General features: G+C 60.7%; 18 protein-coding genes and 2 tRNA genes. 10 read left to right on the forward strand and 10 right to left on the reverse strand.

Translation table 11 applies throughout. From position 1 onward, the window contains the following. Positions 1 to 7 precede the first annotated feature (7 nt). Entirely contained in the window at positions 8 to 1,096 is a 1,089-nt protein-coding gene (recA, locus tag KVU_RS05040; protein ID WP_014537720.1) for a recombinase RecA, read from the reverse strand. Positions 1,097 to 1,283: 187 nt separating this feature from the next. Here recA and KVU_RS05045 point away from each other — a divergent pair, with 187 nt between their 5' ends. Continuing rightward, positions 1,284 to 1,877, forward strand: coding sequence for a gamma-glutamyl kinase (locus KVU_RS05045; RefSeq protein ID WP_013384261.1), 594 nt, complete (start codon positions 1,284 to 1,286; stop codon positions 1,875 to 1,877). Here KVU_RS05045 and KVU_RS05050 read toward each other — a convergent pair. Next, a complete protein-coding gene (locus tag KVU_RS05050; RefSeq protein WP_013384262.1) occupies positions 1,874 to 3,181 on the reverse strand; it encodes an ATP-binding protein in 1,308 nt (435 codons plus the stop codon). The two genes, KVU_RS05045 and KVU_RS05050, sit on opposite strands and share 4 nt — an antisense overlap. Before the next feature lie 147 nt (positions 3,182 to 3,328). Between KVU_RS05050 and KVU_RS05055 the strand changes: the two genes are divergently transcribed. Both KVU_RS05055 and KVU_RS05060 read left to right on the forward strand, forming a co-directional pair. Next, positions 3,329 to 3,403, forward strand: a tRNA-Asn gene (locus KVU_RS05055). 87 nt (positions 3,404 to 3,490) lie between these two features. Next, positions 3,491 to 3,565: transfer RNA gene (locus tag KVU_RS05060), tRNA-Asn, on the forward strand. A gap of 150 nt (positions 3,566 to 3,715) precedes the next feature. On the opposite strand, the gene KVU_RS05065 is transcribed toward KVU_RS05060, so the two are convergent. Further along, a complete protein-coding gene (locus KVU_RS05065) occupies positions 3,716 to 4,684 on the reverse strand; it encodes an ABC transporter ATP-binding protein (protein ID WP_013384263.1) in 969 nt (322 codons plus the stop codon). Next, a complete protein-coding gene (locus tag KVU_RS05070) occupies positions 4,677 to 5,675 on the reverse strand; it encodes an ABC transporter ATP-binding protein (RefSeq protein ID WP_013384264.1) in 999 nt (332 codons plus the stop codon). The genes KVU_RS05065 and KVU_RS05070 overlap by 8 nt, the downstream gene beginning before the upstream one ends. 129 nt (positions 5,676 to 5,804) lie before the next feature. Here KVU_RS05070 and KVU_RS05075 point away from each other — a divergent pair, with 129 nt between their 5' ends. From KVU_RS05075 to KVU_RS05100, 6 genes are read left to right on the forward strand one after another with little or no spacing between them, the layout of a single operon-like run. Further along, positions 5,805 to 7,400, forward strand: coding sequence for an ABC transporter substrate-binding protein (locus tag KVU_RS05075; RefSeq protein WP_013384265.1), 1,596 nt, complete (start codon positions 5,805 to 5,807; stop codon positions 7,398 to 7,400). Positions 7,401 to 7,407: 7 nt separating this feature from the next. Beyond that, positions 7,408 to 8,367 carry an ABC transporter permease gene (locus tag KVU_RS05080; protein WP_014537721.1) on the forward strand — a complete coding sequence of 320 codons (960 nt, stop codon included), beginning with the start codon at positions 7,408 to 7,410 and terminating at the stop codon, positions 8,365 to 8,367. Then, positions 8,367 to 9,230: an ABC transporter permease gene (locus KVU_RS05085; protein ID WP_014537722.1), complete on the forward strand. Its 864-nt coding sequence runs from the start codon at positions 8,367 to 8,369 to the stop codon at positions 9,228 to 9,230. Before KVU_RS05080 ends, KVU_RS05085 begins: the two co-directional genes overlap by 1 nt. 2 nt (positions 9,231 to 9,232) lie before the next feature. Beyond that, positions 9,233 to 10,396, forward strand: a complete 1,164-nt coding sequence (locus KVU_RS05090) for a M24 family metallopeptidase (RefSeq protein ID WP_013384268.1) — start codon at positions 9,233 to 9,235, stop codon at positions 10,394 to 10,396. A 9-nt stretch (positions 10,397 to 10,405) separates the two neighbouring features. After that, positions 10,406 to 11,254, forward strand: coding sequence for an alpha/beta fold hydrolase (locus tag KVU_RS05095; protein ID WP_013384269.1), 849 nt, complete (start codon positions 10,406 to 10,408; stop codon positions 11,252 to 11,254). 11 nt (positions 11,255 to 11,265) lie between these two features. Further along, positions 11,266 to 12,111 carry an alpha/beta fold hydrolase gene (locus tag KVU_RS05100; protein WP_013384270.1) on the forward strand — a complete coding sequence of 282 codons (846 nt, stop codon included), beginning with the start codon at positions 11,266 to 11,268 and terminating at the stop codon, positions 12,109 to 12,111. A gap of 1 nt (position 12,112) precedes the next feature. Here KVU_RS05100 and KVU_RS05105 read toward each other — a convergent pair whose 3' ends face one another. After that, positions 12,113 to 13,417, reverse strand: a complete 1,305-nt coding sequence (locus tag KVU_RS05105) for a replication-associated recombination protein A (protein ID WP_013384271.1) — start codon at positions 13,415 to 13,417, stop codon at positions 12,113 to 12,115. A 61-nt stretch (positions 13,418 to 13,478) separates the two neighbouring features. After that, the gene (locus tag KVU_RS05110) at positions 13,479 to 14,495 is read right to left on the reverse strand and encodes a zinc-dependent alcohol dehydrogenase family protein (RefSeq protein ID WP_013384272.1); all 1,017 of its coding nucleotides are present in this window, start codon (positions 14,493 to 14,495) and stop codon (positions 13,479 to 13,481) included. Positions 14,496 to 14,594: 99 nt separating this feature from the next. Here KVU_RS05110 and KVU_RS05115 point away from each other — a divergent pair, with 99 nt between their 5' ends. Then, positions 14,595 to 15,467, forward strand: a complete 873-nt coding sequence (locus KVU_RS05115) for an endo alpha-1,4 polygalactosaminidase (protein WP_013384273.1) — start codon at positions 14,595 to 14,597, stop codon at positions 15,465 to 15,467. A 6-nt stretch (positions 15,468 to 15,473) separates the two neighbouring features. Here KVU_RS05115 and KVU_RS05120 read toward each other — a convergent pair whose 3' ends face one another. The 4 genes from KVU_RS05120 to KVU_RS05135 are packed head-to-tail and all read right to left on the reverse strand — an operon-like array spanning position 15,474 to position 19,604. Next, a complete protein-coding gene (locus KVU_RS05120) occupies positions 15,474 to 16,226 on the reverse strand; it encodes a DUF1684 domain-containing protein (RefSeq protein ID WP_013384274.1) in 753 nt (250 codons plus the stop codon). Beyond that, positions 16,223 to 17,830, reverse strand: coding sequence for a dipeptide ABC transporter ATP-binding protein (locus KVU_RS05125; protein ID WP_013384275.1), 1,608 nt, complete (start codon positions 17,828 to 17,830; stop codon positions 16,223 to 16,225). Before KVU_RS05125 ends, KVU_RS05120 begins: the two co-directional genes overlap by 4 nt. Continuing rightward, the gene (locus tag KVU_RS05130; protein ID WP_014537723.1) at positions 17,827 to 18,681 is read right to left on the reverse strand and encodes an ABC transporter permease; all 855 of its coding nucleotides are present in this window, start codon (positions 18,679 to 18,681) and stop codon (positions 17,827 to 17,829) included. The genes KVU_RS05125 and KVU_RS05130 overlap by 4 nt, the downstream gene beginning before the upstream one ends. After that, entirely contained in the window at positions 18,678 to 19,604 is a 927-nt protein-coding gene (locus tag KVU_RS05135; protein WP_013384277.1) for an ABC transporter permease, read from the reverse strand. The genes KVU_RS05130 and KVU_RS05135 overlap by 4 nt, the downstream gene beginning before the upstream one ends. Positions 19,605 to 19,607 lie beyond the last annotated feature (3 nt).

Here is a 19,607-nt window from a genome sequence, read left to right on the forward strand (position 1 = left end):
ATCTGGATCAGTCCAGCAGAGGATCGTTTCCGTCGCCCGCGTCGTCATCCGCACCGGGCGAAAACGCCAGATCAAGGCCGTTCATCGCGCGGATTTTCCCCTCGATCTCGTCCGAGATGGCGGGGTTGTCGCGCAGGAATTGCTTGGCGTTTTCACGCCCCTGCCCGATGCGCTGATCGCCATACGAGAACCACGACCCCGACTTTTCAACGACACCGGCTTTGACGCCAAGGTCGATGATCTCGCCACGTTTCGAGATGCCCTCGCCATACATGATGTCGAATTCGACCTGTTTGAAGGGCGGCGCGACTTTGTTCTTGACGACTTTCACGCGGGTCGAGTTGCCGACAACCTCGTCGCGATCCTTGATCGCACCGATGCGGCGGATGTCCAAACGCACCGAGGCGTAGAATTTCAACGCATTGCCGCCGGTGGTCGTCTCGGGGCTGCCGAACATGACGCCGATTTTCATCCGGATCTGGTTGATGAAGATGACCATACAATTCGAACGCGAGATCGAACCCGTCAGCTTGCGCATCGCTTGGCTCATCAGGCGGGCGTGGACGCCGACACTGCTGTCGCCCATATCACCCTCGATCTCGGATTTGGGCGTCAGCGCCGCGACCGAGTCAACGACGACCATGCTGACCGCGCCCGAGCGCACCAGCGTATCGACGATTTCCAGCGCCTGCTCGCCCGTATCGGGCTGCGAGATCAGCAGCTCGTCCAGATTGACGCCCAGCTTTTTGGCATAGGACGGGTCCAGCGCATGTTCCGCGTCCACAAAGGCACAGACGCCGCCTTTTTTCTGCTCTTCCGCGACCGCATGCAGCGTCAGCGTCGTCTTGCCCGAGCTTTCCGGCCCAAAGATTTCGATGATGCGCCCCTTGGGCAGACCGCCGATCCCCAAAGCGATATCAAGTCCCAGCGAACCCGTTGAGGTTGCTTCGATTTCAGGCAGCGCATTCGCCCCGCCCAATCTCATGATCGCACCTTTACCGAATTGACGCTCAATCTGAGCCAATGCGCTATCGAGTGCCTTTTGCTTGTCGGAAGCCTTCTTGTCCATCATCGAAATCAGATCTGCCGTTGCCATTGTTGTCACCCTTATCCCATAGCCCTTGCCAAGCGGCAATCGGAGGTTTGTTCACTATGTGTTCATGTTGTCGGTCCAAAATGAGAACAAATCAAGTAAAATCGACATCCCTAGCTTTTCGTCAGATTGGTTAACCGATAGTTTACGTCGAGGCGCGATATTTGCCTCAATGACGAACGGAGATTTTATGCTGGTATTCTGGCAAGAGCGGCTGGTTCTATTTGCCGTGCCAAAGACGGGAACGACGGCCATCGAAGGGTTCCTTGCCCCCCGCGCGGCGATGATCCTGCGCAATCCGCCCACGATTAAGCATATGCAGCTAACACGCTATAATAGAACAATTAATCCTTTAATTGAAAACTCGGGTGGCGAGGGATTTGAAACATTAGCGGTCATCCGCGAGCCGGTGTCATGGCTCTCTAGCTGGTATCGCTATCGCCACCGCGAGGATTTGATCGGCCATGCGAATTCGACGCGCGGAATCACATTTGACCATTTCGTCACCGAATATCTAAACGACAAGCCGCTGCCTTACGCCAAGGTCGGCAAGCAGGCGTCTTACGTGTTCGATGGCGATGGCAAGCGCGAGACGACGCTGCTGTCGCGCTATGAGAACCAAGATGGGCTGATTGAATTTCTGGAACAGCGCCTGAACATGCGCATCACCTTGCCACGATTGAATATCTCGCCCGAGATCGAGACCAGCCTCAGCCCCGAGATCGAGGCCCGCTTTCGACGCGAGCGTCCGCTGGAATTCGAGGCGTGGGAGATGGCGCTTTAACGCGCCAGCACCAATTCGGCGCGCAAGCCCCCCAGGGTCTCGCTTTGCGACAGACGCAGCTGCCCGCCGTGACTGCGCGCCACATCCGCCACAATCGCAAGGCCAAGGCCGACGCCCGATCCCTGATCTTGATTGCGCGCAGGATCAAGGCGCACGAAGGGCCGCATCGCGTCCTCGCGCAGCGACGCTGGAATACCGGGGCCGTTATCCTCGACAATGATGCGCAGATTACGTTCGTTCAGCAGCACGCTAACCTGGACCTGATCGGCGTAACGCTGCGCATTGCCGATCAGGTTCTCTAGCGCGCGACGGATCGAATCGGGGCGCAACTGCACCATGCCGACACCTGCCGTTTGTGTCAGCACAACCTGTCCCAGCTTTTGCGCCTTGGCGACCGTATCACGCACCAGTGCAACCGGGTCCGCATATTCCAGCGCGGCCTCGGCATCCGAGCGGGAAAAGTCCAGGAACGCGTCCAGCATATGTTCCATTTCCTCGACATCCTTCAGCATTTCGACCGCTTCGGGATCATCGCTGATCGACAGGCCCAGTTTGAGACGCGTCAGCGGTGTGCGCAGATCGTGGCTGACGCCCGACAGCATCTGTGTGCGCTGCTGTACCTGCCGCTCGATCCGGTTGCGCATTTCGACAAAGGCGGCGCCGGCCGCGCGCACCTCGGTCGAGCCAGAGGGGCGATAGGGGATCACCCTGCCCTTGCCATATTCCAACGAGGCCTCGGACAGGCGTTTGATCGGGCGCAGTTGATTGCGCAGGAACACATAGGAAATAAAGGTCAGCAGAACACTCAGGACAATAATCAGAACAAGCAGTTGATGCGGGTTCGAGGCCGCAATCCGGCGCCGTTCAAAACTGACAACATAGGGGCCGCTGTTGGTATCAAGCGCAACAAACACGCGGCGCGGATGGGTCAGGTCAATATGCGTGATCGGCAACGGGCTATCATGCAATGTACGGATCAGGGCCCGCCCGGACAGATCCTCGAACGCGACGCGATCCTCCTGCATCTGTTGGGCCAGTGCCGGGTCTTCGATTTCAAACCGCAGGGCACGCGCCACATTCGCCGCCTGCGCCAGCGCCAACGGATCGCCGTCATCGTAATAGGAGACCAGATGCGCCAGATCGACGATCAAAAATTCGGTCATCTGGGTTGTGACCTGTTCAAAGTGGCGCTGGATGAACACCAACGAGATCGTCACCTGCAACGTCAGAATCGGCAGCAGCAAAATCAGCGCCGCCCGCCCGTAAAGGCTGCGTGGCATATACCGCTTTAGAAATTCGAACATGACCGATCCCTCCTCTTACGGTGAATCTGCGGAATTCTTGAAAGATTGCAAAGGGTAAGTTTCAGTGTCACTGACTTTAGGTTATGCGTATTTTTCGTGAAAATGCCCTAGACGGGCCGGAACAGCCTAGCTATACACCCCACATGTTCCGACGTAGCTCAGCGGTAGAGCAGTTGACTGTTAATCAATTGGTCGTAGGTTCGATCCCTACCGTCGGAGCCATTTTCAACCAAGGATTTGGTTTGAAAATATAAAACAAGGTGGTGCGTTGGCTGCTACGGCTGACATCAAATAGCCCACCCCGCATATTCCGGCGTAGCTCAGCGGTAGAGCAGTTGACTGTTAATCAATTGGTCGTAGGTTCGATCCCTACCGCCGGAGCCATGCGGCGTAAAGCAGGCTGCCTCCCCATATGACCATGCATACGTGAAATGCGATGAACGCCATTTATCACGCGGGCCCATAGGCTTGCGGTATAGGGTCATCGCATCGCTAAATGCAGATGTATGACACCCGCCGGGCCGCGCCGCTATATCATCGCGCCTCTAGGTGCCAGCACGCCGCTTTTCCCTGATCCCCCACCGCCAACAGGTCAGGCTCGGCCTGGTGGCAGGTTGCGAAAACCAGCGGACAGCGTGATTGAAAGACGCAGCCCTGCGGCAGATTTGCGGGGTTTGGTGGCTCGCCTTTTGGCGTCGTGCCCCTGGCGAGGCGCGCGGCGCGCGGGTCGGGCTCTAGCGCAGAGCGGCGCAACATCTGGGTATAGGGGTGGTTTGGATGCTGCATCACCGTGTCAGTGTCGCCCACCTCGACCACGCGCCCCATATACATCACCATCGTGCGGTGACACATCGCGCGCACCACCGCCAAATCATGCGCAATAAAGATGATCGACAGCCCGAACCGGGCCTGCAAGTCGATCAAAAGGTTGACCACCTGCGCCTGCACCGAGACGTCCAGCGCCGATACCGGCTCGTCGCAAACCAAAATTTGCGGATCTGCCGCCAGTGCGCGCGCAATGCCAATCCGCTGGCGCTGGCCGCCCGAAAACTCATGCGGAAAACGGCTGGAGACCTGCGGATCAAGGCCGACCGCATCCAGCAATTCCCCAACGCGCGCCTTGCGCGCCGCGCCGCGTGCCAGACCATGCACATCCAACGGCTCGGCAATAATATCCATCACCGTCAGGCGCGGGTTCAACGACAGATAGGGGTCCTGAAACACCATCTGCACCGCCCGGCGGCTGGCCTTATCGCGCACCAGCGCCTGCCCCCGCAGCAACACATCCCCGCCGTCCGGCACCTCTAGCCCTACCAACATGCGGGCCAATGTCGACTTACCGCATCCGGATTCCCCCACGATTCCCAATGTTTCACCGCGGTAGAGCTTAAGCGACGCGTCTTTGACGGCGTTGAACTTTTTGCCGGTGATATGGCCGCCAGCGCGAAAGCTTTTGCTGAGGCCCCGCGCCTCGAACAAGGGGGCGTCGGTGTGATCAAGCATGTTCGACCTCGGGCATGGGATGGTGGCAAGCATAGCAATGGGGCGCGCCATCGGGTGTCAGCAGCGGGCGTTCGTTGACGCAGATCGGCGTCGCATAGGCACAGCGCGGCGCAAAAGCGCAACCCGGTTTGGGGTTGATCAACACCGGTGTCGTGCCCTGAATAGGCGTCAGGCGCGCACGTGAGGAAATACGCGGTGCCGACGCCAGCAGCGCCGCCGTATAGGGATGGCGCGGCGCATCGAATATCTCCTCGACCCCTGCCCGCTCGACAATGCGGCCGCCGTACATCACGGCGACCTCCTCGGCGATACGGGCGACCACACCCAGATCATGGGTGATGATCATCACCGACATGCCCATGGCGCTGCGCAATTCATCCAGCAAATCAAGGATCTGCGCCTGAACCGTCACATCCAGCGCGGTTGTCGGCTCATCGGCGATCAAAACTTGCGGCTTTAGCGCGATCCCCGCCGCAATCAGCAGCCGCTGGCGCATACCGCCCGAGAACTGGTGCGGATAGTCATCCACCCGTTTTTCCGCATTGGGAATACGGACAAGGCGCAGCAGTTCGATTGCCCGCTCGCGCGCCTCGCGTCGGCTGGCCTGACGGTGAATGCGAAACAGCTCGCCCAACTGATCGGCAATCGACAAGACCGGGTTCAGCGCGGACAGCGCATCTTGAAACACCATCGCGATCTGCGCGCCGCGCAAACGGCGGCGGCCCTCCTCGCTCATGGTTTTCAGATCTTGACCGCAAAGCTGCAAGGTCCGGGTCGATACCTCGGCATGGTTTGCACGCACCAGTCCCATAATGGATTTCGCGGTGACCGACTTGCCCGAACCGGATTCGCCAACCAGCGCCAGTACCGATCCCGATGGCAGATCAAATGAGACATCTGACACCGCCTCGACCACGCCGCGCAGGGTTTTGAAACGGACGTTCAACCCCGCGACCTGCAAAGCCAGATCTTTCGTCGCTGTTTTTGTCATCAATCAGCCTTTCCAGCGCTGCGGTGAATCACGTGGCGTCAAACGGGAGCTTGACAGCCACATTTCCTCAAGCGCACGATGCATTCAATAAAAATATGTTTCAACAGATGAACCAACGGGAGAATTTTTATGGAAGTTGTGAAAAATCATGCAGCAAGCCGCCGGTTGGCTCTGCTGGCAGCAACGTCGGTGCTGGGACTGGCCTTTGCAGGGGCGGCGCAGGCGCAAAGCCTGCTGACGGTTGGCACAACGACAGATGTCGTCAACTTCAACCCTCTGGTCGGAAACAGTAAAACCGACACCTGGGTCACGAATCTGATGTATCCGCGCCTGATGCAAATGCATGATGACGGCACGACCAGCGCGCTGGTCGCCACCGATTGGGGCTATTCCGAGGATGGCCTGACCGCTTGGTTCGAGATTCGGGGTGATATGACCTGGTCGGACGGCACGCCCCTGACCGCTGCCGACATCGCCTATACTGTGACGGTGGTGAAGGCCGAATCCCTTGGCAACCTCGCCGCAAAGCTGGGCGGGATGGAGGCTGTCAACGCCGTCTCGGATACCCGCGTCGAATTCACCTTGCGCAGCCCCGATGCGATCTTTTTGGATTACATCGGCTTTTGGATGCCCATCGTCCCCAGCCATGTTTTCCCCGAGACCGGCGTAAAGGACTTTGCCAATGACGCCAATTGGGTGTCTGCCGGCCCCTTTGTGATGACCGGGTTCGAACGCGGTCAGCGTTATAGCTTTGTGAAAGTCGAGAATTATCCGCTGGTCGAGAATGGCTCGGCCCATGTCGACGAGCTGGAATACCGTGTTTTCCCCGATCTGAACGCCCAAGCTCTTGCCCTGCGCGCGGGCGAGCTGGATGTGATCGCGAACCCGATCCCGCCCGCAATCGGTCGCACATTGGCCACTGCGCCGGGGATTTCACTGGTCGAGGTGCCCTCGCTGGGATGGGCGCATCTGCAATATAACCTTAGCCGCGACATGCTGGACGAACTTGCCGTGCGTCAGGCGCTGGCCCATGCGGTTGATTACGATGCGATCCGCGCCATTGCGCTGCAAGGTCTTGGCACATCTACGAATTCGTCGGTCATCTCGCCTGCGCTTGCCTTCTGGGCCGATCCCGACGCGCAGGAATACGCCTTTGACCCGGCGCTGTCGCGCCAGATCCTCGAGGATGCGGGCTATACCGATGCCAATGGCGATGGGTTCTATGATGGGCTGACCTTCTCGGTCATCTATGATCAGGCCGCGGGTGAGGTCGCGAACTGGGTGCAGATCGTCAAGGACTCTAGCGCCGAGGCGGGTATCCGGATCGAGTTGTCGGGGATGGAGCGCAACACCTATCTGCAACGCGCCCGTGACCGCGATTTCGACCTTTATGCCGGCTCGTGGGGGGTGATGGAGGCGCCGCCCTCGTATATGCCGCTGATCTTCCGCGCGAATGGCAATATCAACTACGGCAATATCAACGATCCGGTGATCGAGGAAATGCTGGACCGTCTGGTAACCGCCCCGACCCCCGATGCCGCCCGCCCGATCGCGCATGAAATCGCACGCTACGCGGCCGAGAATGTCTATGATAACGTATTGTATTATCAGACATTCCAGTTCGCCTATAACAGCGACAACTGGGAAGGCGTGGTGCCGCAGCCCTCGGATCTGCTGTCGATCATCAACCCGCTGTCGCTTGCCTCGATCAAGCCCGTGAACTGAGGCCTTCGTGCAAATACTTGGCTATATCGGATGGCGCGTTGGCCGCGGACTGTTGACGTTCTGGTTCGCGGTCACTGTGACCTTCTTTTTGGTGCGCCTTCTGCCCGGGGACCCCGTTCTGGTGGTCTCCGGCCCGGAGATGACCGAGGAAATTCGTGCAAAAATGTTGGCGGATTTCGGTCTCGATCAGCCGCTGACCACACAATATGTCGCCTATATGCGCGAATTGGCGCAGGGCAACCTCGGGGTGTCATTCCTGCGCTCGCAGCCCGTGACGACAGTGCTGTTTGAACGGTTGCCGTGGACGCTGCTGCTGACCTCGAGTGCGCTGGTTTTCACGATCCTGTTGGGCATTCCATTGGGGGTTCTGGCGGCGACGCGTGCGCGGGGATGGGCCGATCGCGCGGTCCAAGTGGTTGGGATCGTGGGTCAATCTATCTTTGTCCCCTCGATCGGCATCTTGCTGCTGTATACGCTGGGCCTGATGGCGGGATTGTTTCCCATCGGCGGTGCGGTAAACCCCCGCGCTGTTGGATTTGACCGCTATCTTAGCATCGCGCATCACATGGTGCTGCCGTGCATGACGCTGGTGCTGTCCAGCCTTGCCGGTTACGTGCTGACGCTGCGCTCGACCCTGATCGAGACACTGGGCGAGGAATATTGCGACCTTGCCCGCGCCAAAGGTGCCAGCGAGCGCCGCGTCGTCTGGAAACATGCGCTGCGCAATGCGCTGCTGCCGACGACCACGCTGATCGGGTTGCAACTGGGCTTTCTGGTCGGCGGCGCCGTGCTGACCGAGACGATCTATGCCTATCCCGGCATCGGTCGCGCGATCTACGAGGCGGTCGGGCAAATGGACTTTCCCGTTCTGCAGGGCGCCTTCGTGCTGCTGGCGGCAACTGTCGTGGTCGCCAACCTGCTGACCGATCTGATTTACGGCATTCTTGACCCACGGGTGCGCAGCTGATGAGTGATATAACCCCAACCGCCGATATTCGCCCTGCGGCCCGCACATGGCGCGCCTTTCGCAAAAACCCACTTGGGATCTCATCGGCCATCATTTTGCTGGTGCTGGCGACAATTGCCATCCTAGCACCCTATCTGGCGAAATTTCCCAGCGGCTATGGCCGCAATATCCTGATGCCGCCATCCCCCGAGAACTGGTTTGGCACCGATGATCTGGGCCGCGATATCTATGCCCAGATCATCTGGGGCACCCGGATCAGCATGACCATCGGCTTTGCCGCATCCAGCCTTGCGATTATGATCGGCGTGGCGGTGGGCGTGCTGGCCGCCTATGCCAAACGGCTGGATGCGCCGCTGTCGATGCTGGTCGATGTCTCGCTTGCCCTGCCCGTCCTGCCCTTGATGATCCTGATCGCGGCGCTGGTCGGCCCGTCTTTGCAAACGCTGATCGTGGTGATCGCGCTGTTCTCATGGCCGGAGGTTGCGCGCGTGGTGCGCTCTCAGGCGCTGTCGGTTACCAAACTGCCCTATGTCGATGCGGCGCGGACGATTGGCGGCTCGCATCTGTGGATTATCATCCGCCATATCCTGCCCGCTGTTGCACCGATCATTATCGTGGCGGTGGTGCTGACCGCCTCGCGCGCGGTGCTGTCCGAGGCCGGGCTCGCCTTCCTTGGCCTTGGCGATCCGGAAACATGGTCCTGGGGCACGGTGCTGTATAACGCGCAACGCTCTGGCTCGCTGACCATCGCGTGGTGGGCGACGTTCTTCCCCTCGATCGCGATCCTCATTCTGGTCGTCGCGGCAACGCTTGTCTCGATCGCCTATAACGACGCCCGCAACCCCAAAACACGAGAGTCCTGACCATGCGCCAAACGCTATCCCGCGCGGTTTACGAAAAAATCCAGTCCCGCGTGCGCGACGGTATGCGCAAGGCGGGGGTCGATGCGCTGATCGTCGAGGGTGATTTCGATGTCGCCTATCTGACCGGCTTTTTCCATTCGGCCAATGAACGCCCCTGCGCCGTCTATATGACGCTGGACGAGACCTATATGCTGGTGCCCGCGCTTGAGGCCGACAATGCCGCCCGCCAAAAGGCGCTGGCGACCTTTGTGGTCTATGATGAATTTCCCGGGGTCGAGGATGCGTTTTCGATCCTGCTGCGCCGCCTTGCGCCGCGCGGCACCTGTGCCTATTCGCCCGAAACACCGGCGGGTCGCGTGGCAAAGTTCAAATCCTATGCACCGGCGGCCGAATGGATCATGGCCGATATCGTGGGTGATGCGCGCCTGATCAAACTGCCCGAGGAAATCGCCCTGCACCGCGAGGCGGCGCGGATTTCCGATCTGATGGTGCTGTCGGGGATCGAGCTGATCCGCGAAGCGCTGGCAAAGGGCAGCCCCCTGCCCAGCGAATCCGAACTTGCGACCCATGTAAAGGCAGTGGGTGTGCGGACAATGTTCGCCGAACACGCGGATATCGTGATCGGCAAGTCAATGTCGGGCGGGCTCGTGTATACAGGGGAGAATTCCTCTTATCCGCACGGCCTGCCATCGGGGCAACGCCTTGCGCATGGCGACACGTTCATCCTGTCACTGGGCTGCGCGGTGGGCGGGCGTTTTGCCGAAAGCGAGCGCACCTTCGTGCTGGGGGAACCCTCGGCCCAGCAGCGGGACTATTACGACGTTGCGATGCGATCGCAGCAGATCGGATCGGACGCCCTGACCGTCGGCACGCCATGCGAGGCGGCAAACCGCATCTGTCTGGATGTGATCCGCGACGCAGGCATGGGCAAATTCATCCGCCATCGCCAAGGCCATGGCATCGGCGTCTGGCTGCACGAGGCGCCGTGGATTTCGGATGGCGACAGCACGCCGCTGGCCGCTGGCATGGTCGTCTCGTCAGAGCCGGGGATCTATGTGCCCGGTCACGCCGGCTATCGGATTTCCGACACGATCCTGATCACCGACGCCGGCCCCGAACGCCTGACGACCTATCCGCGCGATCTGGCAAGCTGCACGATACTCTAAGGAAAACCCATGTTTTTGACCATCAACGGCTGTGAACTCTATGTCGAAATGCTGGGCGGGGATGATCCGGCAAAACCGCTGATCATCGCTCACCACGGCGCACCGGGCCTTGGCAGCCATACCGAGCCAAAGAAATCCTTTGGATCGCTGTCAGATGAATATCGCGTGCTGGTGTTCGACGCGCGCGGATCAGGGGCCAGCGGCGATGAAGGCCCATTCACCCATGAACAATGGGCCGCCGATATCGACGCGCTGCGCCAATGGGCGGGCGAGGAACGCATCATTATCGCCGGCGGCAGCTATGGCGGCTATATGTCGATGGAATATGCGATCCGCTATCCACAACATGTGATCGCCATGGTGCTGCGCGACACCGCGCCCGACAACAGCTTTCGGGCGGGATCAGACGCGCGGGCGCGCAACTCTGACCGGATCACCATCTCGGCCGAGGACGAGGACCTGTATTTGCGCCAGCGCGAAGGCCGCGTGCGCAATAACGAGGAGTTCAAGAAATCCTGGGGTATGATCCTGCCGCTTTACGACCACAAGCTGGACATGGACAAAGTGCGCGAGCGGATCGAGACCACCCCCTACCACTATGCCACACATAACTATGCGTTTTCCGTCAACCAAAAGAATTTCGACCTGAAGCCGCAGTTGAAAGATCTGAAGGTGCCGGTGCTGATCACCGTGGGTCGCCATGACTGGATCACGCCGGTGGCCGCCAGCGAAAAACTGCACGAGCTGCTGGAAAACAGCGAGCTGAAGATTTTCGAACATTCCGGTCACTCGCCGCAAGTCGAGGAAGCCGATCTGTGGCGCGCCACCGTGCGCGACTTCCTGCGCCGTCACATCTGAAAGGTCACCTGATGTTTGTCGAAATCAATGGCTGCCCGCTGTATGTCGAAATGCTGGGCGGCGATGACCCTGCAAAACCGCTGATGATCACGCACCACGGCGCGCCGGGCCTTGGCAGTCACACCGAACCCAAGGCCTCGTTCGGGGCGCTGGCAGACGAATATCGTGTGCTGGTGTTCGATGCGCGCGGATCGGGCAAAAGCGGCGATATCGGCCCCTTTACCCATGAACAATGGGCGGCTGATATCGACGCTTTGCGCCAATGGGCGGGGGCTGAACAGATTATCATGGGCGGCGGCAGCTATGGCGGCTTCATGTCGATGGAATATGCAACGCGCTATCCCTCTCGCGTGCGCGCCATCGTGCTGCGCGATACCTCCCCCGACAACAGCCACGAAGATCTGGCCAATGAAAACGCCAAATCCTCATCGCGGATCGAGATCGACCTGCCGCTGTTTGATCGTATGATGCAGGGCAAGATCATCGACAATGATGATTTCAAAAAGGCCTGGGCGCATATCCTGCCGCTTTATGATCACGATCTGGATATGGAAAAGGTGCGCCAGCGGGTCGAACATACCCCCTATCACTATGCAACGCATAATTATGCCTTTTCGGTGAACCTGCGCGATTATGACCTAAAGGACAAATTGCGCGAGCTGCATGTGCCGATGCTGATCACTGTCGGGCGGCATGATTGGATCACGCCGGTCGCCTGCAGCGAAAAGATCCATGATCTGGTCGCAGGCAGCGAATTGGTCATTTTCGAAAACTCCGGCCATTCGCCGCAGGTCGAAGAGGCCGATCTGTGGCGCGCGACGGTGCGTGACTTCCTGCGCCGCAAGCTGGCTGCGTGACCTATGGCTCGTCCAGCCGGCGCGCGGCTGGGCGGCCTGTGACATCTTGCCAATAGCTGTCGGCGCGTTTTTCGAATGTGGCCGCGGCGCGCGCATCGCTTTGGTAAAAGCTGCCGGGCGGGAATGGCCCGTAATCCTGATCGAGCCAGCCTCGCGGATCATCATGGGGCAAGCGATAGCCCGTGTGCCCCAGCGCCTCGGCCCCTTTGTAATGCGCATCGCGCAGATGCAGCGGGACGGGAACCGCAGGATTTGCCGCAACATAGGCCAGCGCCGTCGCGATACCGCGATAACTGGACATCGATTTTGGCGCGCGGGCGATATGCAGGGCGGCATGGGCAAGGACGATCTGCGCCTCGGGGTAGCCGATCTTTTCGACCGCTTGCGCCGCTGCGACCGCCGTTTGCAGCGCGGTATTATCCGCAAGCCCGACATCCTCCGAGGCATGGATCATCATCCGCCGCGCAATAAAGCGCGGGTCCTCGCCGCCATGGATCAGCCGCGCCAACCAATAAAGCGTCGCATCAGGGTCCGATCCGCGCATCGATTTGATAAAGGCCGAGATGATATCATAATGCGCATCGCCCGTGCGGTCATGGTTGACGGGCGCGGCGGCGAACACCTCGTCCAGCATGGCATCGGTGATCTGCACCGTGCCGCTATGCCCAACCGACAGGCTTTCCAGCACCGTCAGCGCGCGGCGCGCATCGCCGCCCGCACGTCCTGCAATCATGCGCAGATGCGGATCGCTGATCGCGACCTCGGTGCCGCCCGCAGCCAGATGCTGCAATCCGCGGCGCAACACCTGTTCCATCGCCGTCAGGTCAAGCGGTTCCAGTTTCAGGATGGTCGATCGCGACACCAGCGCCGGTGTCAGCACATGGTAAGGATTGCCGGTGGTCGCGCCCATGAAATCGACCAGACCCTCTTCGCAGATCGCCAGCAGGTCATCGGTTTGCGTCGCGCTGAAACGCTGCACCTCGTCAACAAAGATCAGCAGCGGGGTCATGCGCGCCTCGTCCGCCAGCTTGCGGATGTCCGATACGCCAGCGCGCGTTGCGTTCAGCGGGCGAAAGCTTTTGCCCAGCATCGCCCCAACCGCCCGCGCAATCGAGGTTTTGCCAACCCCCGGCGGGCCATAAAGGATCACCGACCCCAATGCGCCCGCAGCGATACGGCGGCGCAAAATACTGCCCGCACGGGTGATCTCGTCCTGTCCGATCACATCGTCCAGCGAGGTCGGGCGCAAAATGGCCGCAAGTGGCGCGCGGGAATGGCGCGCGCCGCTGTCAAACAGATCACTCATCGCCAGTCTCCCCGCAAAGCCCTTTGCTTTGGTTAAAGGCGATTGCAGGGACGGACAAGCATTAGACCCGCAGCAAGGTCTTGATCGCGCGGCGTTCGTCCATGGCCTTATAGCCTTCGGCCACATCCTGCAGCGGCAGCTCGAGGTCAAAGACCTTGCCGGGGTTGATCTTGCGCGACAGCACCAGATCCATCAGATGCGGCAGGAAACGACGCACCGGCGCGGGCCCGCCCAACATGCCAACCTGCGTGAAAAACAGGTTCGCGCCGTCAAACTGCACGCCATGGGGCACGCCAACATAGCCGATCATTGACCCGGGCCGCGCGACCTGCAGCGCCTGTGTCATCGACTGCTGCGTCCCGACGCATTCCAGCACCGCATCGGCGCCGATGCGCTGGGTCAATGCCTTGATCCGGGTCACACCGTCATCGCCGCGTTCCGAGACGATATCCGTTGCACCATAGTCCAGCGCCAGGTCCTGACGGGTCTTGTGGCGGCTCATGATAATGATCCGCTCGGCACCTTTTTGTTTGGCCGCCAGTACGCCCATCAGGCCAACGGCGCCATCGCCCACGACCACAACGGTCGATCCGGCCTGCACACGCGCGGCATCGGCCGCATACCAGCCGGTCCCCAGCACATCCGACACCGCCAGCAGGCTGGGGATCAGATCCTCGTCCGGATGGGTCGGGGTCGCGACCAGCGTGCCATCGGCCAGCGGAATGCGCGCGATCTGGGCCTGCGCGCCGGTCATAAACGCGCGCTGCTCACACGACGATTGAAAGCCGTGTTTGCAATGCGGGCAACTATTATCCGACAGCACGAATGATCCGACGACGAAATCGCCGACCTTGACGTTTTTCACCGCCGCGCCGATCTCCAGCACCACGCCGCAATATTCATGCCCCATCGCCATCGGCGCGCCGATATCCTGCAAGCCGCGATAGGGCCATAGATCCGAGCCACAAACGCAACTGGCCGACAGGCGAATGATCGCATCGGTGGGGGCCAGAATTTCAGGCTCGGGCAAATGCACGCAGCGGACATCACCGGGGGCGTGCAGAATTGTTCCTAGCATCTTGTCCTCATACTTATCGATCAGGACCCTGATCTAAGCCGTCTTGCGCCCCGTGATTAGAGCGATGAATGTGATAGGGGCCATATCAGCATGACATGAATGCCCAAGACGCTGGATGGCGCGCTGGACAAGGGTATTTCCGCCGTGGTCGAATGCAGCAACACATCAGTGGTGGATGATATGCGTCTGTGCCTTGCCCTAATTGTCGCCGCCCTGCCCGCTGGCGTTTTTGCGCAGGACATCGTGCTGCCCCCTACGGGCGCGCCCTTTGATTACCAGATCGGCACCTCGTATGCGCCTGATCCGCAGGTACGGATCGTCATCCGCGATTACCGCGACCAGATTGCTGCGGGTCTTTATAATATCTGCTATATCAACGGCTTCCAGACACAGCCCGAACATCAGGACTTTTGGTTGAACACCCATCCCGATCTGCTGCTGCGCGATGGCGATCATGTGATGGAGGACCCGAACTGGGCGGGCGAGTATTTTCTGGACACCCGCAGCGAGGGCAAGCGCGCCGCCATTTTTGTGGTGCTCGCGCCATGGATCGCCGATTGCGCCGCCAAAGGTTTCAACGCAATCGAGACCGATAATCTGGACAGTTTCACCCGCACAAACGGCCTTTTGTCGCGCGCGGGCAACGCCGCGCTGGCGCGGATGATCAATGGGGCGGCGCATGGCTTCGGCATGGCCTCCGGCCAGAAAAACACGCTGGATCTGGGGGCCGAGGGCCCCGCGCTGGGGTTCGATTTCGTCATCGCGGAATCTTGCGCGGTGTTTAACGAATGCGATGCCTATCGCGAGACCTATGGCAACCACATGTTATCCATCGAATATTTCGACGAACCTGAAACCGCCTTTGCCGCATCCTGCGCCGCGATGGCGGGTCAGGTGTCATTGATCCGGCGCGATCACAATCTGACTGCCCCGGATCACCCCGATTATCGCATCGCTTTTTGCCCAGCCTAAAGCAGGTTAAAGCCGCGGCCGCTTTTCGCCCGCCTCGATCCGGAAGGGCAGAATGTTCTGCGGCGGCGGCAAGGGACAGGTGGCAAAGGGCGTAAAGCCGCAAGGCGGCGTGACCGCTTTGTTGAAATCCAGCGTCACGCTATCCGCAGTCACATCCTCGCCAAAGACGAACCGCGCCGCCGGATAGGTGCTGTCGCGCGCCGTCAGATCACGCAGCACGAACATCGGGCGATCCGCGCTGCCATGGGTCGCCAGCAGTTCCACCTGTTGCCCGCCATGGTGAAAGACGGCCTTATGGGTAACGGTCACGGATGTCGCGATTTCCGCCACTGTATCAATCGGTTGCTGGATCGGCGCATCCAGCGCCACCCAATCCGCGCGGATACGCCATGCGGGATCGGCGGGGAAATAACTCAACCCGTCAAAGGCAAACCGGGCCTGATCCGAAAGGTCACGCACGCGGATGGCATAATGCCCCTCGAGCGCGGTGAATTCCAGCAGCAGGTCGCTGATCGTTACGCGGTTATGGTCAAGCGGCAGCGCCTGCCCGTCAGCATTCGCAAAACTGATCGCGCTGCCCGTGCGGGTCACTGTGCCTAAGTGGTCGGGGCCAACCGACAGCACCAGATCATTATCCGCCGCGCGGCCAATGCGGAACGTGCCTTGGCCATATTCCACGCGGTCAGTGATATTCAGCCAACCTGCATCAGCCTGCAGGCCGGCAAGGCGCGCCGCGCGCCAGTCGTCGTAACTCATCATGACACCCACTTTGGTAAATCTGGCAGCGCCGCCAGCAGGCTTTGCGTATAGGGATGCGCGGGGGCGTTGAATACCTGATCAACGCTGCCCTCCTCGACAATCTCGCCCGCATTCATCACCAACACGCGGTCGCTGACATGGCGGATCACGCCCAGATCATGGCTGACAAACAGCATCGTCAGACGCAGATCATGGCGCAACTTTTCCAGCAGATCCAGCACCTGCGCCTGGGTCGAGACATCGAGCGCCGAGACAGGTTCGTCGCAGATCAGGATATCGGGCTCCATCGCCAAGGCACGTGCAATGGCGATGCGCTGGCGCTGGCCGCCAGACAAAGCGCGCGGGCGCCGCGACAGATAGGCCGCCGTCAGCCCAACCGATCCCAGCAGCGCGCCCGCGCGCGGGGCGCGGTCCTTTGCAGGCACGCCCGCCAGTTCCAGCGCCTCGGCCATGATCTGGCCGACGGTGTGGCGCGGGTCAAAGGCGCTGGCAGGATCTTGCGAGACCAGTTGCACCTTTGGCCGCAGGGGCCTGCGCGCGCGCTCGGGCAGTTCCGACCACGCCGCGCCGCGCAGGGTGATCGTGCCGCTATCGGGGCGTTCCAATCCCAGCACCAGCCGCGCAAGGGTTGTTTTCCCGCTGCCGGACGCCCCAACCAGGCCCAGAGTCTCGCGCTGCCGGATGGTAAAAGAGACGTTTTTGACGATGGGCTTGCCGCCAAAACCCTTGCTGACACCATCGGCAGCGATGACCACATCCGCGCCAGCCGCCGCCCGCGCGGGCGCAGCGGCCCCCAAAGTTAATGCTTTGCCGCGGGTTTTCTCGGACGGGATCGCGGCCAGCAATTGCTGTGTATACAGCGCCTGCGGCGCGCCCAGCACCTGCGCAGGCGGGCCGGATTCCACGACTTCGCCCTGTTTAAGCACGATAATATGGTCGGCCAACCGCCCCACCACCGCCAAATCATGCGAGATCAGGATGATCGCCTGCCCCGCCGCCTTCATTTGCGCCAGCAGGGTCAGGATCTGGTCCTGCACGATCACATCCAGCGCGGTGGTCGGCTCATCCGCGATCAGGACCTCGGGCGCGCCCGAGATGGCCGAGGAGATCAGCGCCCGCTGCCGCAAACCGCCCGACAGTTGGTGCGCAAACTGCCGCATCCGCGGGCGCGGATCGGGGATACCGACCGAGGTCAGCAGATCGGCCACGCGCGTGGGGATTGCACTGCGGGGGGCAAGGCGATGCTCGCGCAGCGTCTCGCCCACCTCGGCGCCGATCCGTTTCAAAGGATCAAGGGAGACCAGCGCGTCCTGCAATACGAAACCGATATGGCGGCCGCGCACGCCGCGCCATTCCTGCGGGTTCAGCGCGAGCAGATCCGACGCACCAAGACGCATGTGATCGGCGCGGACCTCGGCGGTCTCGCCCGACAACCCCACCAGCGCACGGGCCGTCGCGGATTTACCCGAGCCACTTTCCCCAACAATCGCAAGGCATTCGCCCGCCCGCAGCGTAAAGGACAGGCCCTGCACGGCATGGACATCCTCAGCCGCCGTGCGACCCGCAAAACGGATATGCAGATTTTTCACATCCAAAAGGGTCATGTGCGGCGTCCCTCGGACAAGGCTTTCAGGCTGCGGCCCAACACAGTGGTCGCAATAATCGTCATCGTCGCGAAAAGCCCCGGAAAAACGCCGATCCACCACGCGACGCGCAGGTAATTTTGCCCCTCGGACAGCATCAAGCCCCATTCCGGCGTCGGCGGTTTTGGCCCAAGGCCAAGGTAAGACAGCGCCGCCGACTGCAAGATCGCGCTGCCAACCCCCAAGGTGGCCAGCACCACCAGCGGCCCGATCGTATTGGGCAGAATGTGCCGCCAGAGTGTCACTGCGGGCGCTTGACCTAGGATGCGCGCGGCCTCGACATAGCCCGCGCTGCGGATCACCAACACCTGCGCGCGCACGATCCGCGCATAGCCCGGCACCATGGCAATCGCGATGGCCAGCAGGATATTGGTGCTGCTGGTGCCAAGGAATGCGACCACGGCCATCGACATCAGCAGGCTGGGAAAGGCCATCAGAATGTCGATAACACGCATCAGCGCCATATCGACCACGCCGCCAATCGCGCCCGACAAAAGGCCGATCAGAATGCCAACCGTAACCGCGATCAGCGTCGCGCCGCCCGCGATATACAGCGAGTGGCGCGCGCCATAGATCGTGCGGCTGAAAATATCGCGGCCCAGCTGATCCGTGCCGAAAAGATGCGCCCACGATGGTGCTTTCAGCGAGGCCAAAAGATCGGGTGTCAACGGGTTATGCGTGGCAATGACCTGCGGCGCCAGCGCGCAAAAAACGATGAACACAAAGACCAGTCCCGACAGGATCAGGCCCAACCCGATAGCCCTGGGGCGGTGACGGTCGAGGCTGGTCGCCTCTAGAACAAGGTTGCTCATGCGCCTGCCCTCTGCACGCGGGGGTCAATCAGGCGATAGAGCAGATCAACCAGAATATTGATGGTGACAAAGACCAAGGCAGCGAACAAAACGACGCCGATCACCACCGGAATGTCCTGATTGCGCACCGCTTGCAGCGTGATACGGCCAAGGCCGGGGCGGCCAAAGACCGTCTCGGTAATGATCGCACCGCCCAAAAGCGCGCCGAACATCTCGGCCGAAATGGTCAGGCCGGGGATCAGCGCATGGCGCAGCGCATGACGCCAGCGCAGCGCCCATTCCGACAGGCCTCGCGTGCGGGCGGTCAGCGCAAAGGGCTGTTCCAGCGCCATATCCATCTCTTGCCGCATGACTTGGCTGAGGGTGCCGAACAGCGACAGCCCCAGCGTCGCGACCGGCAGCACCAGAGAGCGCCAACTGCTATCGCCCATCACCGGAAAGATCGCCCAGCGAAACGAAAAGAACGTCAGCAGCAGAATCCCGATCCAAAAGGCAGGCGTTGCAATCGCCACCAGCTCGATCCCCGAGATCAGCCACCGCCAGAACCCGCGCCGTCCCGCCGTCAGCAGCGCCGATAGCACCGCCAATGTCACCGCAAAGCCCACCGCCAGCACCGCCATGGTGATGGTTGATCCCAGCTCGCTGGTGATGATCGACACGACCGAGCGGCGCTGTTGATAGCTTTCGCCCAAATCCCCCTGCACCAAGCGACTGATAAAATTCGCATATTGCTGATGTACCGGCAGATCGAGCCCGTATTCCGCGCGGATACGGTCGCGCATCTCGGGCGTGACGGTGCTGTCGGCGCCATAGATCACCTGCACGGGATCGCTGGGCAGTAATTGCAGAACCACGAATGCCAAAGATGCCGCGGCCCAAAGGACCGCGACACCGGCAAGAATTCTTACCAGAATCTCGCGCATAGA

It is taken from the genome of Ketogulonicigenium vulgare WSH-001, from assembly GCF_000223375.1.
Taxonomy (GTDB): Bacteria; Pseudomonadota; Alphaproteobacteria; order Rhodobacterales; family Rhodobacteraceae; genus Ketogulonicigenium; species Ketogulonicigenium vulgare.

Coding starts and splice junctions, on each gene's coding strand:
- KVU_RS05070 (WP_013384264.1), bottom strand. CDS start 5,675: ATGACAAAAACAGCGACGAAAGATCTGGCTTTGCAGGTCGCGGGGTTG.
- KVU_RS05050 (WP_013384262.1), bottom strand. CDS start 3,181: ATGTTCGAATTTCTAAAGCGGTATATGCCACGCAGCCTTTACGGGCGG.
- KVU_RS05075 (WP_013384265.1), top strand. CDS start 5,805: ATGGAAGTTGTGAAAAATCATGCAGCAAGCCGCCGGTTGGCTCTGCTG.
- KVU_RS05065 (WP_013384263.1), bottom strand. CDS start 4,684: ATGCTTGATCACACCGACGCCCCCTTGTTCGAGGCGCGGGGCCTCAGC.
- KVU_RS05045 (WP_013384261.1), top strand. CDS start 1,284: ATGCTGGTATTCTGGCAAGAGCGGCTGGTTCTATTTGCCGTGCCAAAG.
- KVU_RS05135 (WP_013384277.1), bottom strand. CDS start 19,604: ATGCGCGAGATTCTGGTAAGAATTCTTGCCGGTGTCGCGGTCCTTTGG.
- KVU_RS05095 (WP_013384269.1), top strand. CDS start 10,406: ATGTTTTTGACCATCAACGGCTGTGAACTCTATGTCGAAATGCTGGGC.
- KVU_RS05110 (WP_013384272.1), bottom strand. CDS start 14,495: ATGCTAGGAACAATTCTGCACGCCCCCGGTGATGTCCGCTGCGTGCAT.
- recA (WP_014537720.1), bottom strand. CDS start 1,096: ATGGCAACGGCAGATCTGATTTCGATGATGGACAAGAAGGCTTCCGAC.
- KVU_RS05100 (WP_013384270.1), top strand. CDS start 11,266: ATGTTTGTCGAAATCAATGGCTGCCCGCTGTATGTCGAAATGCTGGGC.
- KVU_RS05120 (WP_013384274.1), bottom strand. CDS start 16,226: ATGATGAGTTACGACGACTGGCGCGCGGCGCGCCTTGCCGGCCTGCAG.
- KVU_RS05090 (WP_013384268.1), top strand. CDS start 9,233: ATGCGCCAAACGCTATCCCGCGCGGTTTACGAAAAAATCCAGTCCCGC.
- KVU_RS05115 (WP_013384273.1), top strand. CDS start 14,595: ATGCCCAAGACGCTGGATGGCGCGCTGGACAAGGGTATTTCCGCCGTG.
- KVU_RS05125 (WP_013384275.1), bottom strand. CDS start 17,830: ATGACCCTTTTGGATGTGAAAAATCTGCATATCCGTTTTGCGGGTCGC.
- KVU_RS05105 (WP_013384271.1), bottom strand. CDS start 13,417: ATGAGTGATCTGTTTGACAGCGGCGCGCGCCATTCCCGCGCGCCACTT.
- KVU_RS05130 (WP_014537723.1), bottom strand. CDS start 18,681: ATGAGCAACCTTGTTCTAGAGGCGACCAGCCTCGACCGTCACCGCCCC.
- KVU_RS05085 (WP_014537722.1), top strand. CDS start 8,367: ATGAGTGATATAACCCCAACCGCCGATATTCGCCCTGCGGCCCGCACA.